The following is a 13,995-nucleotide window of genomic DNA, read 5'->3' as shown; positions in this document are numbered from 1 at the left end:
TATGGAAATTTTACAAACCAACTGGCTATGTAGGCCGATGATGATAGAGCAAAAAAGCTTTGACCTGTTGTCACTATATAACGGAAAACAACCTATCTTTAAAAATATAAAACATGCAGTAAATCAGAATATAGAAAAAACAGCAGTAATAGCAATACATGGAATTTTGACCAAAAAACCAGGAGCTTTTGACGTCTTTCTGGGAATGACATCATATGAGCAAATAGAAGAACAAATTACACAAGCATTAGCAGATAGTAGCATAGAGACAATTATACTGGAAATAGACAGCCCCGGAGGAGAGGTAAACGGTATATTTGACCTAGCTGACTTTATTTATGAATCAAGAGCAAAAAAGAGGATAATAGCGATAGCAAATGATGATGCATACTCTGCTGCATATGCTATAGCCTCTAGCGCTGAGAAGGTATTTGTGAGCAGAACTTCTGGTGTTGGCAGTATAGGAGTAATAGCAAGTCATATAGATCAAAGTGGGTTTGATGAAAAATGTGGAATAAAATATACCACAGTATTTGCAGGAAGTAGAAAAAATGATTTAAATCCACATGAGCCAATGACGTCTGAAAGTCTGGAAAGCTTACAAAAAGAAGTAGACCGACTATATGAAATGTTTGTGCAGCTAATAGCACGAAATCGAAACCTTTCTATAGAAGCAATCAAATCAACGGAAGCAGGGCTATATTTTGGGGAGAAAGCAGTAGAAATAGGTCTTGCAGATGGAGTTACAACATTTTTTGAATTTATCAATAATCATAGGAGTGTTAGTATGACAACTAATGAGTTAACTGAGGAAGGCTACGAGAACTGTCGTAGAGAAATTTTAGAGATAATAAGATTATGTAATGTATCAAAGATGCCAGAAAAGATAGGAGAATTTATTGAGCAAGGCGTAAGTGTTGAGCAAGCCAGGGAAGTTTTAATGGAATTACTTGCAGAGAGAACGAAAAAGACAGAGATACTGAGTGCAATACCACAGAATTCGCAGGAAGATTTGATGATGCAAGTAGCAAGAAGTCGTGCGCAATCAGGTATTTAAAATATTCGCAGTATAATAAAAGTAGAAAGTAAAGGAGAAAATTTTATGAATTGTATAACTGAAACAAATAATTTAGGAGATCTTCTAAAATATGAAGCATCAAATTTATATTCACGAGATCAAATAATTGTTGCCAAAGGACAGAATCTCAAGCTTGGTGCAGTAGTTGCTAAAAAGACTGAAGATGGTTTTATTAGGGTCTTGAATCCAACAGCAACCGATGGCACACAAACCGCAATAGGTGTTATTGCAAGTGATGTAAACGCAAAGGAAAATGCTAAAGGAGTAATTATTGCTCGCGGTGCAATGCTAGCAGATCATGCAGTTGTATGGCCAGCAAATATAACTGAAGAGCAGAAAACTGCAGCAATAAAGCAACTTGAAGGACGAGGGATCATTATCCGCAAGGGAGCTTAAAAAAACTATTAAAAACACAAAAGGGGGAAAAATGCAAAATCCATTTACAAATACAGCATTTAGCATGACGGCACTAACAAATGCGATAAATATATTGCCGATAAATTATGGACGAGTTGAAAATTTAAATTTATTTCCAAGTAGGTCAGTAAGATTTAGACATATTACCATAGAAGAGCGAAACGGAGTATTAAGTTTACTACCAACACAAGTTCCAGGAGCACCAGCAACAGTAGGAAAACGCGGCAAAAGAAAGGTAAGAACATTTACGGTTCCGCATATTCCACATGATGATGTAGTGTTACCAGAGGAAGTACAGGGAATAAGGGCATTTGGATCAGAAAGTGAACTGAAAGCGCTGGCAGACGTAATAACTGACCATTTACAGCTAATGAGAAACAAACACGCAATAACATTAGAGCATTTGCGAATGGGAGCGCTAAAAGGAATAATTTTAGATGCTGACGGGTCAGAATTACTAAATCTGTACAACGAATTTGAAATAACACCAAAAATAGTAAATTTTGCCCTTGGAACAGCAACAACAGATGTCAAGCGTAAGTGTCTGGAAGTACTCCGGCATATAGAAGATAATCTAAGTGGTGAATATATGACCGGAATTCATGCCTTGGTAAGTCCTGAGTTTTTTGATGCACTAACTTCTCATGCTAAAGTAAAAGAAGCATATGAGAGATGGCAAGAAGGAGCAGCGCTAAGGAACGATATGAGGTCAGGATTTACGTTTTGTGGAATTACATTTGAGGAATATAGAGGGCAAGCAACTGATCCTGAAGGAACCGTAAGAAGATTTATAGAAAGAGATACGGGACACTGTTTTCCACTAGGAACAGCAAGCACATTTACAACATATTTTGCACCAGCAGATTTTAATGAGACAGTAAATACTCTTGGACAGCCACTATATGCAAAACAAGAACCAAGGAGATTTGATAGAGGAACTGATTTACATACGCAGTCGAATCCATTGCCAATGTGCCACCGTCCGTCCGTTTTGGTAAAAATAGTAACAACATAGTAGAGCCCTCACGTAGAAAACTCTACTTATGGTTTTAATATGTGTTGAGTATGCTAAAAAAATATAAGGATGCAATATATTTTTAGAAGCCTTTAGAAGTGAATTTGAATGAATAGAAAATGGTATGCAGGAAAATGTAAAGAGGTTATTGAAAGATTGTCTTATCCATTTAGGGGAGCTAGCTTTATATGAGTCAAAGGATAAGTCCTATATGGTACAAGTATTAAAGCAACAGCCAGATAAATTATACGAGATTGGTGAAGGACAATTTGTGGAAGAAACTTTAGCGTTAGAAGTAAGTGCGTTTGATGTGTTAAGGCCAATAGTAGGAGATGTTTTTGTTATAGGTGACCGTAAATATAAAGTATATTCTCCACCGCTGCAAGATAATTCAGGAATGATATGGAAAATTCGAGCGTCAGGAGTATAAATGCGTACCGGTAGTATTATACAAAGTATAGATGCTAAAAGAAAAAAAATAGAATTAGCAATAGTGAGAGCGTTAAACAGAACAGCACTATGGCTAAAATCAAAAGCAGCTAAGGAAATTAGTGAGGAAAAGAAGATAAAATTGACGTTAATGAGAAGAAGGCTAAGAATTTTTAAGGCGAAAACTAGCAGATTAGAAGTGTTAATTAGAGCAAATCTCTATGACATTAGAGCATCGACAATTGGTAAAATACAAAAAACAAGAAGAGGATCGAAAGTAGGAAAGCATGAGTTTATAGGAGGATTTGCAGCAGTTATGCCAAAAGGAAATAGCGGTATTTTTAAGCGTGAAGGAAGAACAGCATTACCAATAAAGGAAATTAAGTTGCTACTAGAACCAGAGGCTTCAAGGATAATAGGTAATCTTGTTAATTATGAAGTTGAAGAAGTCTTTACAAAGTTTTTTGAACGTCAATTGAGCTATAAAGGATGAATTTGAAAGATTTACATGATAAAATTTGTACCACGCTGAAGAGAGAAATACCAGCAATACAGACGTGCGAAATTTATCCAACAATAAGGAAAGAATTAATAGCACCGGCAGTATTTGTGGAACTTAGTGGCTTTGAAAAAGGACATGATCCAGGAACAGAAGAATTAGCGTTGAGAGCAAAATTTGAAGCACGAATTGTAGTTGATGGAACAGTCGAGGATTCCTCGGTAGTTGTAAGGTCATTAGCAGCAGAAGTAGCAAGAGTAGTAAACAAAAATACATGGAATATAAAAAATGTTTCACCAGGAGAATTTATCTCTGCAGAAATTGACGGATTTAGACCCGAATTAGATGCATATTTGGTGTGGATGGTTGATTGGAGTCATCAGCTTCATTTAGGTAAATCGATATGGACAGAAAATAAGATTAAGCCACATACGATTATAATAGAAGAAAATGTTAGAGAGTAATTTTGCTATTTCAGAGCTGCAAAGAAAGTTAGCAAACATTGTACGAATAGGAGTTGTAAAAGAAGTAGATTATGAGAAAGCAAAAGTAAGAGTGAAGATAGGAGAACTTTTAACAGATTTTCTTCCATGGATAACTTCTAGAGCAGGAGAGGAAAGAAGCTGGCTACCACCAAGCATAAATGAACAGGTAGTAATATTGTCACCATTGGGAGAGTTATCATTAGGAGTAGTACTAGCTGGAATATATCAGCAAAATTATTCTGCTCCAGAGAATAGTGAAATGATTAACAGTTTAGTATTTCAAGATGGAACAAAGTTATTGTATGACAAAGAGAGCAAGAATCTTGAAATTTCTGTAGTGGATAAATTAAATTTTAAAGTAGGAAAATCAGAGATAGAAATGACAAAAAGTGGAATAAAACTGAAAGCAGAAAGGATCGACTTAAATTGAACAAAGGAATAGTGAGGTTAGGAGACTACTGTGGAGAAGCTATACCACATTTCTGCATTAGCGGCAGTAATAATGTTTTTGTAAATGGTAAGCCAGTTTGCCGGCAAGGAGATAGTTTTAGTGAAGGAAAAATATTAATAGAAGGATCAAAAACAGTGTTTGCAAATGGTCTTGGTATAGGAAGAGTAGGAGATATAGTTTCATGTGGGTTTAAAGTAATAAAAGGCAGTGAAACCGTGTTTGCAGGCTAAAAATGAAAGGAACGGATTCTAAAACAGGCAAAGCGTTAGAAGGAATAGAGCACTTAAAGCAATCGATAATTGATATACTGACCACTCCTATTAACAGTAGAATTATGAGGAGAAGTTATGGTTCAAGGCTATTTGAATTAGTAGATAAGCCAATAAATAAAGATTTAACACTTGAGATATATGCGGCAACTGCAGAAGCTTTGGAAAAATGGGAAAAGAGGTTTAAGTTAGAAAAAGTAAAAATGACAGAGGTGAAAGAAGGAAAAGTAACGCTTGACCTAGAAGGATTATACGTACCAAGTGGGAAAAACATTCGCTTTGATGGAATGGTTATATAAGTATGCAGTTGCCAAATATTGTAGAAAAGCTAAGTTTCGAGGAAATATTTTCCAGAATGAAGGAGGAGTTAGTGTGTAGAGATGAAACCTTTTCAGCGTTAGTAGAATCCGATCCAGCAATAAAGATTCTGGAGGTAGCAGCATGGCGAGAACTTTTACTCAGACAAAGGATGAACGAAGCAGTAAAGAGCAATTTACTAAAATTTGCAACGGGAGAAGATCTTGATAATTTAGCTGAGTTTTATGGAGTGGAGAGGCAGAAAGAAGAAGAGGACGAACGATTTAGAAAAAGAATTAAAGCAAAGATAGCAGGTTGGTCAACAGGAGGAAGTAAGGAATATTATAAATATCATGCACTGTCAGCAGATAGTAGAGTAAAAGATGCACTAGTGGAATCAACTATACCAGGGAAAGTACAAATTTCAATCTTATCAACACAATTATCCACAACTGGCATAGTGTCAGAAGAGCTACTAGAAATTGTAAAAAAGCAGGTTACTAGAGATGATATAAGGGTTTTAACCGATACAGTAACAGTGATAGGTTGCAATATTACGGAAATAGATATTCACAGCAGAATGAGCATAAGTCCTATAATATCAGAGGAAGAAATCAAGAAGCAGTTCATCAAGAAGTTTGAAGCAAGTAGAAGGTTGGGATGGAATGTTACAAAATCATGGATAATAGCGAATCTATTTGTAGATGGTGTAGAAAATGTGGAATTAATAGAGCCAAAAGAGGACGTTGTAGTACTAGGAAATGAGTGCGCTGCATTAAGAAAGTTAAAGGTTGAGTAATGTTATTGCCACCAAATGCAACAAAGCAGGAAAGAGCGCTAGTAGATGCGATAGATTATAAAGTAGATATCCAAAGAGGGTTTAAATTTAGATTAGAAGAAAGAATATTACCTTGGCTAATTGAGGAATATGAATTGGGGGAAATATTACGCTGGGTAAAAGATAGAAGAAAAGCCATAGTAGAAGGAGTAAAATTTCAGCGTTTAAGAGGAACCCCAGCATCACTCAAAATAGCACTAAAATGGGCAAATATAGAAGATATTACAATTATCGAAGAACCACCTGGTAAACATTTTTTTGAACTGCAGATAGGGATAAGGGATGTTCCAAATGATTTCTTTGTTGATGCAGTAGTAGAGCTGGCAAAACTATCATTGCCTGCAAGATCCAGATTGATGAGAATTTTTAACGATTATTATAATGCGCAGAGATTTATATTAGATGAGAGTTTATTTGGAGATCTTCTTTCTGACTATTCAGGGGTAAAAATAGAAAAAGATGGACCAGTATTATCGTTTGGAAGAGTAAATTTTTTCAGGTCTAGTGGTCCAGTTATTAGGATTATAGAAAATTATCTACGCGATCATTATGAACGAGCTTTAAGCAATGATATATATCGCCTAGATGTAGCAATCCTTGGAGAAACCGAGCCTCACACAAGGGATTATAAAGGCATCTATGAAAGAGATCATTTGTGGTACAACTTAAAAGCACTATATCCATTACCACAGAGTTTATTACCATCAATTAAATTTGCAAAAGCGCAGATAGTATTATCAGGCAGTTGGGATTTAGGAGACATAAATACGTGCTTTCCAGTTAGTAGCGTAGAAGAAAGAGGAAATAAATTTGTATTGGGAAGCGATAAACTTTCAGGGCAATATTGGAATTTAAAACACAAGCCAATTTTAGAAAGGTTTAACGTTACTCACCACTACAAAGTAGAAAATTATACAGATCAGAAGGTCAGAAAATATGTTTTAGCAGAACACAATGTTTACTATAAAAATGATTTGGATTCAGAGCAAAAAGACTCAATACACGAATTAGAAAAGCACATTTTAGTATTTTATCCAGGAGTACTGAAGTGGCATGAACATCGACATTTGCACAGAAGTTGGAAAGATAGTCGAATAATATCTCTAATAAGTTAAGTACTTATATTTAGATTCTCATATATTATATTAATAATAGGTAAAAATGTATGAAATAAAAAGAAAAAGACTTGCTTTCTCATGCTAAAAAGGACATGACTTGAATAGCAGCAGGTAAATATAAGAAATTTGTCTGGCGCTGGAAAAGCTAATTTTGTGAGGTAAGTATGAAGTTTAGCAAAGAAAAGAGAGAATCTTTTAGTAAGTTTTTTAAAGAAGTATCAAGTAACGATATTAATAAAAGAAATGAAGAAGGAGAGACGATCTTGCATCAAGCAGTAGAAATCTCCGATTACAAAACAGTGAGGTTCTTAATAAAGAAAGGAGCAGAGGTAAATGCAAGAGATAAAAATGGTTATACGCCACTACACTGTGCAGTATTTGCAAAAAGCTTAGAAAATGTAAAAGTGCTGCTAAGGTCTGGAGCAGAAGTAAATGCCACTCAATATGTCACTGGATGTACGCCACTCCACTCTGCGTGCAAAGGAGCAGGAGTTGAAATAATAAAAGAGCTAGTAAAAGCAGGAGCTGAGGTTAATCAACTGAATAAATATGGTGCAACACCAATGTATTACATCTGGGAAAGTGAAAAGTATCGTCTATGTGATAGCAAAGGGAGTGAAAAGGCAAGTAAATTTTTGAGAGAAAAAGGAGGAGTAACAAAAAGTAGAGAACTGACATGCTATGAAATAGAGAGGCTAGTGGGAGAAATAGCAGACATGTTGAATGGGAGTTATTTACCGGAGCTAAAAATAATAGAGATAGGAGAAATAAGGAAGAGAGACAAATCACTAATAAAGGAAGAATGTGAAAATTTAGCAAGCAAAATAATAAGCCAAGTAAGTGAAATGATAGATGAGGTGGTGAAAAGGAGGGCTTAAAATTCAAAAAAAAAGGTGAGGTAGGTTATGAGTAAAAAAGGAAAAGAGGAGTCACTATTAGAGAACTCGTTTAAAAATATTTATGCAAGAGATGAGAATGGAAGAACAGCTCTGCATTATGCAATAAACGCAAAAACAGTGAGGGTATTAGTTGAAAAAGGAGTGAATGTAAATGCAGCAGATGTAGGAGGATATACAGCACTGCACCTAGCGGTAACGGAGAAACGTCTAGAAATCGTGAGAGAATTGATAAAATCAGGAGCAGAAGTAAATGCTGAGGAATATGGAAATAAATGCATACCTCTACACCTTGCGTGCATGGTAGGTGAAAAAGAAATAGTGGAGGAGCTGGTAAAAGCTGGAGGAGAAATAGAACAAGAGGATACGTTTGGAATGACAGCAATGGATTATGCGAAAAATAGCAAAGAGATAACCGAGGTATTAAAGAAAGAAACAGACAGAATTGAAAAGTTATTTGAACAGCAAAGTGGGAAATCTTCTATGAGAGGCTGAAAATATGGAAAGAGAAACAGAAAAGAAGGTAATGAATTTAGAGAAAAAAGCGTTGGTAGAGTTGAGAAGAATATGGAAGAAGGTATTTGGGGAAGAAGCGCCTAGATACTCAAAGAAATATCTGATACCGAGATTAGCTTATAGAATGCAGGAAAAAGCGTATGGAGAAATGTCAAGAAAGGGAACAAAAAGACTAGAGTATCTGGCAGATCGGCTAGAAAAGGGAAAAAGAATAAGTAGCGATAAACTACCAGTAGAAGGGACAGAATTAATACTAGAGAGAGGAGAAGAGACGCATGCGGTAATGGTAACAGATAAGGGTTTAATCTACAGAGAAGAATTTTTCACGTCATTGTCAGCAGTAGCAGGAAAAATAATGGGAATGAGCTACAATGGGCCGCTTCTATTTGGAATGAGAGATAAGGAGAAAGAATGCTGAAAGAGGTAAGATGTGCGATATATACTAGGAAGTCAAATGAAGATGGTCTAGAACAAAAGTTTAATAGTCTTGATGCGCAACGAGTAGCATGTGAAAAATACATAAAGAGCAGAGAAGGCTGGGTAGCATTGGCCAAAAAGTACGATGATGGTGGCTATTCAGGGAAAAATTTAGAAAGACCAGCAATAAAGGAATTATTTGAAGATGTTAAAGGAGGAGAAGTAGATTGTGTAATAGTATATACATTAGACAGACTATCAAGGGAAACAAAAGACAGCATCGAAGTAACGTCATTTTTTAGAAGGCATCGAGTAAATTTTATAGCAGTAACACAAATATTTGATAATAATACGCCAATGGGAAAGTTTGTGCAAACAGTGTTATCAGGAGCAGCACAACTAGAAAGAGAAATGATAGTGGAGAGAGTAAAAAATAAAATAGCAACATCAAAAGAACAAGGATTATGGATGGGTGGAACTTTGCCACTTGGGTATGATGTAAAAGATAAAGAATTAATAATAAATGAGAAAGAAGCAAAAACAGTAAAGCATATATTTGAAAGGTATGTAGAGCTGAAGTCAATGGCAGAGTTGGCAAGGGAGTTAAATAGCCAAGGTTACAGAACAAAATCAGATATCTTTAAAAAGGCAACGGTGAGAAGAATAATAATAAATCCAATATATATGGGAAAGATAAGACATTATGAGAAAGAGTATGAGGGAAAGCACAATGCAATAATAGAAAAAGAAAAATGGCAAAAAGCACAGGAATTGATAAGAAATCAACCATATAGAAAAGCAAAATATGAGGAAGCGCTACTTAGGGGAATAATTAAGTGCAAGAGCTGTAATGTAAATATGACACTAACGTACTCAAAAAAAGAAAATAAAAGGTATAGATATTACGTATGCAACAATCACTTAAGGGGAAAGAATTGTGAATCAATAAATCGAACAATAGTAGCAGGAGAAGTAGAAAAAGAAGTAATGAAGGGAGTAGAGCAGCTATATAAAAATGGGAAAGAAAAGACCGAAGAAAAATGGAAAAATTTAAGTTTTGGAAAGCAAAAAGAAGTAGTGAAAAAGTTAATAAAGGGAGTAACGGTGAGAGAGGATGGAATACGGGTGAGTTCTGAATCAGAGGAAAAATTTATACCAATGAAGAAGAAAGGAAACAAATGTACAGTAGTAGAGCCAGAAGGAAAAACAAATAATGCGCTACTGAAAGCAGTGGTAAGAGCCCATTCCTGGAAACGTCAACTAGAAGAAGGAAAATATAGAAGTGTGAAAGAGCTGAGTGCCAAAATTAATATAGGTACAAGACGTATACAACAAATTTTAAGGTTGAATTATTTAGCTCCGAAGATTAAAGAAGACATAGTAAATGGGAAACAGCCAAGAGATTTGAAATTAGTTGATTTGAGAGAAATACCGATGTTGTGGAGTGAGCAATTGAAGAAATTCTACGGTCTTAATTTATAAAAGCGACAGTATGCGCCAGAAAACTGATACTTTAAAATTTGGATAAATTAGTTGAAAACTTAACTATATACTGAAAATAGTGATAATCGTCACTTACATGTGAAACAACTCCAGAACTTCAAAATTATTCCTTTAATATGGTAAGTGATTAGTTGTATTAGCACACTGAGCTATATAATACGCTAAGACCAAGTACAAAGATCGAAAAAATAGACTAGCCTGTAGTTTTCTTTTAGCTCAACACAATCTTGAAAAAGAATAAATATTAAGCTAGAAAAATCCCCTCCATATTCCAGTTTTATTACCACTAATTTTCACTTCATCCATTTCAGTTTTAGGATCCCCAAACTTTTCTTCACCCTTTTGTATGGCCCTTATGATCATTTTCTCATCCACATTATTTAACCTCATCGATTGCTCTCTTGGTGATAAAAGACTTTCATGCATTGGTTGCCTATACTGCGTTTTGTTAAACAGACCAGCAGCTAGAATACCTAATAATAGTGTGTTATTTACTACAGTAGTGTTTATTTCCGGTATAGCTGTAGCAGTGGTACTACTATGCTCTCTAGAAGTAAGTAAATCTGGGGATTTTGTAGATGGTAAGAAACCCTTGACCCAATTGACAATACTATCGTTCATCCATGAGTTGCTTGATACTATATCACGACGATTACGACTCTCATGCTGATAAGATGACAGAAATTCAACAATTTGTGAATAGCCTCTGCTTCTTGCAATATCTAATGGTATTTGACCGTTATTATTTTTAACATTAACATCAGCACCTTTCTCTATGAGCTTTTTTACTACAGCCAAGTGACCATTTAGAGCAGCAGAGTGCAGAGGAGTATAACCATACTTATCCTTAGCATTAATATTAGCATTTTTTTCTATGAGCTCTTCTGCTACAGTTAAGTGGCCATATTGAGCAGCTTCGTGCAAAGGAGTAGAAGAATCATAATTATTCTTAGCATTAACATCAGCACCTTTCTCTATAAGGCACTTAACTATGTCTAAGTAACCTTTGTGAGCAGCAAAGTGTAGAGGAACCCAGCCCTTTGCATTCCAGCTGCTATCCTTTAAATCTACACTAGCTCCCTTTTCTACAAGGTACCTTACTACATCTAAGTGACCATTCGAAACTGCGAGCTTCAAAGGTGTTCCACCATACCAATTATTAGCATTAATATCAGCACCTTTTTCTACAAAATATTTCACTGCGTTTAAATTACCTTGCTCAGCAGCAAAGTGTAAAGATATATTGCTATAATCTTCTGTAATTTGCGGCACTTCTGTTACAACTTGTTGTCTCTCTGTGATTTGTGGCACTTTTCCCTTGAGGTATTCAACTATATCTGAATGACTTTTCTGAGTAGCCCTTTGCAGAGGAGTTTTGCCACCACCATCAGTAGCTTCTGGGTTAGCACCCTTCTCTATAAGGTATTTTACTATATCTAAATGACCTTTCTGAGCAGCCAAGTGAAGCGCAGTGCTATAACTCCATCCACCTTGATAAACATCAACATCAGCACCTTTTTCTATAAGATATTTTACTATATCTAAGTGACCTTTTGCAGCAGCTAAATGCAAAGGTGCTCGACCAAATTTATTTTCTTGAGCATCAATATCAGCTCCTTTATCCAATAAAAACTTTGCTATATCTAAAAGACCTCTCTTAGCAGCTATATGCAAAGGTGTCTTACCATGATTATCTTTAGTACTTATATCTGCTCCTTTATTAATGTACTCTTTAACCTTGTTAAGATTAGATTGTTTTACAGAGTTAATTAGCTCTAAATTAAGCTGTTCTAGAGACATCGCTGTTTTGCTACCTAGAGTAATAGCCCCTTGTGACGTTCTGTTGTAAATAAGTTGGTCTTCATAACCATTAAAATAGTCTACAGCCTCACCTACTATTTCCCGAGCTTTCTCTCTATTCTTCTTATTCCACTTATTTCGCACATGCTGTGTACTTGAACCTTTCTTACCTTTCTTGCTTCGCTTTGAACGACTAAGTTTTACTGTATCATCTATTAGCCTACTTACCTCTACATCACTAACTTTATCGCTAAGATTTTTTTGCTTTAAAACACTAGACTGTAGTGGCTGAATAACTCTATTAATTGTACTATTACTTGATTGTTGTTGACCAATCCGCATTTCACCCCCTTAAATATAACTAAAAATTATCCTCACCAAATCAAATGATCGTAAACACTTTATGTAAATACCAAACACAGCTTACTTGTAACACAGACATTTTTAGTGTCAATAGTTTCTTTAATAAATTTTATAGAGATTAGAAATTGAGTAGAGAAAAAGTAAGCGTAAACCCATAACTGAAAAAGAAATCAGCTTGAAGATTTACAATAATTTACAGCTACTGTCTTTGCAATTTTATCATGAAAAAACTGTTTACGTTGATCAGATATTGCACACATAAAAATTAGCATTATGATCATAAGGATTAAATCTGGTAAAGGATCAAACCACCATTCATAAGCAAACATAACAGAAAATCTCCTCATAATGAATATGGATGAGCAAATCACTTCAAACGAAACGCACCGGATTATTGCTTGTGTTAGAGTGACATTTTCAATTGTATCTGCATCTTTTATACGAATACGGCACAGCAATTGTCCTGGAGTGCCACCAAATCTTTTCACCATTAATACTTCTAAAAGAATTGATAGCAAAATACGTAAACACATGATCAATACTTTAAATTTAAAGGGTAAAAAAGTCATTTCTGCAAGAAAAAAAACAAAGACTAAAAGAGTCCCCTTAATAATGAAATGATCAATAATATATGCTATAGCGCGTCTAGTTATTCCCACATATACATAGTTCAATCTTGGATAGTATTCTTCAGATCTATAATCCATTACTACTGTTTTTGCAATTTTATCGTAGAAAAACTGCTTACGTTGATCAAATATTACAGGCACAAGTATTAGGATCAATATTGGTAAAATTAAAAACCACTCATAAGTATCAAAAAATACAAACAAAAACGTCTTGAAAGTGCTTCTTATTACTACTTGCATAAAAGCAATATTTTTCAGTGTGGTTGCATCTTTTATGTATATACCAAATAGCAATTTTCCTGGAGTCCAACCAAGTCTTATTATCATTAATACTTCTAATGCTATATATACTAAACTTGCTAGTAATGTACCTGAGTCTTCTAATATTTCATATCGTTTTGATATGAGTTCTGTATCAATGTCAGTATCAGGAAAGATATAATTAAAAAAGTTAGTAAAAGATTCTTCTGGTAATATAAATGAAATTAATAAAAAAAAGAAAGAACAGCAGACTAGGAATATTGCTTGGTCAACTAAATACGCTGCAATACGTTTAGTAACTTTTGCATAGTTCATTCTAACACCCATTTGTGTACCCAACACCATTATCTAATGTTATTATGTTAGTGCTTAAATAATAGTAAAATTGTTGCTGGTTGAGAGCATGAGAGATATTTACGTTTATATAGAAAACATGGGTTCCTTTAGCATCATAAAAATCTTGAATGTTTACTTTTTTAAAAAACATAAAAACATCGTATATTTGTGAGAACAAGCCGCGTAAAAATAAGGTTATAAAAATAGAAGATTTAAATTATTTCTACAAGCTTGAGCAAATTAGTTCGTATGTAGATATGGATGAAATGGGCTAATATGGCTAGTTTTAGTGTATAGCAAAGTCAGAATATAAAAAAGTTCGTATGTGTTGTATGGTAGTCCAACGCATCCCAAAACAAACTCTTCTCTCACTAGCTA

The 13,995-nt window shown here is 34.8% G+C and carries 17 protein-coding genes; 15 read left to right on the top strand and 2 right to left on the bottom strand.

Features of this window, described 5'->3' with window-relative positions; translation table 11 throughout:
- The first annotated feature begins 1 nt into the window (after position 1).
- The 15 genes from AAHF52_RS01560 (at position 2) to AAHF52_RS01490 (ending at position 10,207) form a co-directional block, all read left to right on the top strand.
- The gene (locus AAHF52_RS01560) at positions 2–1,057 is read left to right on the top strand and encodes a S49 family peptidase (RefSeq protein WP_342068448.1); all 1,056 of its coding nucleotides are present in this window, start codon (positions 2–4) and stop codon (positions 1,055–1,057) included.
- Positions 1,058–1,102: 45 nt separating this feature from the next.
- Entirely contained in the window at positions 1,103–1,474 is a 372-nt protein-coding gene (locus AAHF52_RS01555; RefSeq protein WP_230609220.1) for a head decoration protein, read from the top strand.
- A gap of 31 nt (positions 1,475–1,505) precedes the next feature.
- A complete protein-coding gene (locus tag AAHF52_RS01550) occupies positions 1,506–2,510 on the top strand; it encodes a major capsid protein (protein ID WP_264376214.1) in 1,005 nt (334 codons plus the stop codon).
- Positions 2,511–2,634: 124 nt separating this feature from the next.
- Entirely contained in the window at positions 2,635–2,940 is a 306-nt protein-coding gene (locus AAHF52_RS01545; protein ID WP_230609224.1) for a hypothetical protein, read from the top strand.
- Positions 2,941–3,432, top strand: coding sequence for a phage tail protein (locus AAHF52_RS01540; protein ID WP_262986235.1), 492 nt, complete (start codon positions 2,941–2,943; stop codon positions 3,430–3,432).
- On the top strand, positions 3,429–3,902 hold the full coding sequence (locus AAHF52_RS01535) for a hypothetical protein (RefSeq protein WP_226079797.1): 474 nt from the start codon (positions 3,429–3,431) through the stop codon (positions 3,900–3,902). Before AAHF52_RS01540 ends, AAHF52_RS01535 begins: the two co-directional genes overlap by 4 nt.
- Positions 3,889–4,353 carry a phage baseplate assembly protein V gene (locus tag AAHF52_RS01530; protein WP_047759504.1) on the top strand — a complete coding sequence of 155 codons (465 nt, stop codon included), beginning with the start codon at positions 3,889–3,891 and terminating at the stop codon, positions 4,351–4,353. The genes AAHF52_RS01535 and AAHF52_RS01530 overlap by 14 nt, the downstream gene beginning before the upstream one ends.
- Positions 4,350–4,604, top strand: coding sequence for a PAAR domain-containing protein (locus AAHF52_RS01525; RefSeq protein ID WP_226079796.1), 255 nt, complete (start codon positions 4,350–4,352; stop codon positions 4,602–4,604). The genes AAHF52_RS01530 and AAHF52_RS01525 overlap by 4 nt, the downstream gene beginning before the upstream one ends.
- A 2-nt stretch (positions 4,605–4,606) precedes the next feature.
- Positions 4,607–4,942 (top strand): GPW/gp25 family protein, encoded by a 336-nt coding sequence (locus AAHF52_RS01520; protein WP_226079795.1) that lies wholly within the window; start codon positions 4,607–4,609, stop codon positions 4,940–4,942.
- 2 nt (positions 4,943–4,944) lie between these two features.
- Positions 4,945–5,739 (top strand): baseplate J/gp47 family protein, encoded by a 795-nt coding sequence (locus AAHF52_RS01515; protein ID WP_226079793.1) that lies wholly within the window; start codon positions 4,945–4,947, stop codon positions 5,737–5,739.
- The gene (locus tag AAHF52_RS01510) at positions 5,739–6,893 is read left to right on the top strand and encodes a phage tail protein (RefSeq protein WP_342068447.1); all 1,155 of its coding nucleotides are present in this window, start codon (positions 5,739–5,741) and stop codon (positions 6,891–6,893) included. The genes AAHF52_RS01515 and AAHF52_RS01510 overlap by 1 nt, the downstream gene beginning before the upstream one ends.
- 167 nt (positions 6,894–7,060) lie before the next feature.
- Complete coding sequence (locus tag AAHF52_RS01505) at positions 7,061–7,774, top strand: ankyrin repeat domain-containing protein (RefSeq protein WP_342068446.1); 714 nt, start codon at positions 7,061–7,063, stop codon at positions 7,772–7,774.
- Positions 7,775–7,801: 27 nt separating this feature from the next.
- Entirely contained in the window at positions 7,802–8,287 is a 486-nt protein-coding gene (locus AAHF52_RS01500; protein ID WP_342068445.1) for an ankyrin repeat domain-containing protein, read from the top strand.
- Positions 8,288–8,291: 4 nt separating this feature from the next.
- Entirely contained in the window at positions 8,292–8,726 is a 435-nt protein-coding gene (locus tag AAHF52_RS01495) for a DUF2924 domain-containing protein (protein ID WP_342068444.1), read from the top strand.
- On the top strand, positions 8,720–10,207 hold the full coding sequence (locus tag AAHF52_RS01490) for a recombinase family protein (RefSeq protein ID WP_342068443.1): 1,488 nt from the start codon (positions 8,720–8,722) through the stop codon (positions 10,205–10,207). The genes AAHF52_RS01495 and AAHF52_RS01490 overlap by 7 nt, the downstream gene beginning before the upstream one ends.
- Positions 10,208–10,477: 270 nt before the next feature.
- Here AAHF52_RS01490 and AAHF52_RS01485 read toward each other — a convergent pair whose 3' ends face one another.
- Entirely contained in the window at positions 10,478–12,370 is a 1,893-nt protein-coding gene (locus AAHF52_RS01485; protein WP_342068442.1) for an ankyrin repeat domain-containing protein, read from the bottom strand.
- Between the two features lie 191 nt (positions 12,371–12,561).
- Positions 12,562–13,608 carry an RDD family protein gene (locus AAHF52_RS01480; RefSeq protein WP_342068441.1) on the bottom strand — a complete coding sequence of 349 codons (1,047 nt, stop codon included), beginning with the start codon at positions 13,606–13,608 and terminating at the stop codon, positions 12,562–12,564.
- Positions 13,609–13,995: the final 387 nt, after the last annotated feature.

Source organism: Wolbachia endosymbiont (group B) of Melanargia galathea, from assembly GCF_964030625.1.
In the GTDB taxonomy this organism is placed as follows: Bacteria; Pseudomonadota; Alphaproteobacteria; order Rickettsiales; family Anaplasmataceae; genus Wolbachia.
Note: the sequence above shows the minus strand (reverse complement) of the source record. Positions and strands in the feature narration are given on the sequence as shown.

Bases quoted from the DNA above. Each gene is read 5' to 3' on its own strand.
- AAHF52_RS01485 (WP_342068442.1), bottom strand. From the start codon at position 12,370: ATGCGGATTGGTCAACAACAATCAAGTAATAGTACAATTAATAGAGTT.
- AAHF52_RS01540 (WP_262986235.1), top strand. From the start codon at position 2,941: ATGCGTACCGGTAGTATTATACAAAGTATAGATGCTAAAAGAAAAAAA.
- AAHF52_RS01530 (WP_047759504.1), top strand. From the start codon at position 3,889: ATGTTAGAGAGTAATTTTGCTATTTCAGAGCTGCAAAGAAAGTTAGCA.
- AAHF52_RS01545 (WP_230609224.1), top strand. From the start codon at position 2,635: ATGCAGGAAAATGTAAAGAGGTTATTGAAAGATTGTCTTATCCATTTA.
- AAHF52_RS01555 (WP_230609220.1), top strand. From the start codon at position 1,103: ATGAATTGTATAACTGAAACAAATAATTTAGGAGATCTTCTAAAATAT.
- AAHF52_RS01490 (WP_342068443.1), top strand. From the start codon at position 8,720: ATGCTGAAAGAGGTAAGATGTGCGATATATACTAGGAAGTCAAATGAA.
- AAHF52_RS01495 (WP_342068444.1), top strand. From the start codon at position 8,292: ATGGAAAGAGAAACAGAAAAGAAGGTAATGAATTTAGAGAAAAAAGCG.
- AAHF52_RS01505 (WP_342068446.1), top strand. From the start codon at position 7,061: ATGAAGTTTAGCAAAGAAAAGAGAGAATCTTTTAGTAAGTTTTTTAAA.
- AAHF52_RS01550 (WP_264376214.1), top strand. From the start codon at position 1,506: ATGCAAAATCCATTTACAAATACAGCATTTAGCATGACGGCACTAACA.
- AAHF52_RS01510 (WP_342068447.1), top strand. From the start codon at position 5,739: ATGTTATTGCCACCAAATGCAACAAAGCAGGAAAGAGCGCTAGTAGAT.
- AAHF52_RS01515 (WP_226079793.1), top strand. From the start codon at position 4,945: ATGCAGTTGCCAAATATTGTAGAAAAGCTAAGTTTCGAGGAAATATTT.
- AAHF52_RS01520 (WP_226079795.1), top strand. From the start codon at position 4,607: ATGAAAGGAACGGATTCTAAAACAGGCAAAGCGTTAGAAGGAATAGAG.
- AAHF52_RS01480 (WP_342068441.1), bottom strand. From the start codon at position 13,608: ATGGGTGTTAGAATGAACTATGCAAAAGTTACTAAACGTATTGCAGCG.
- AAHF52_RS01560 (WP_342068448.1), top strand. From the start codon at position 2: ATGGAAATTTTACAAACCAACTGGCTATGTAGGCCGATGATGATAGAG.
- AAHF52_RS01535 (WP_226079797.1), top strand. From the start codon at position 3,429: ATGAATTTGAAAGATTTACATGATAAAATTTGTACCACGCTGAAGAGA.
- AAHF52_RS01500 (WP_342068445.1), top strand. From the start codon at position 7,802: ATGAGTAAAAAAGGAAAAGAGGAGTCACTATTAGAGAACTCGTTTAAA.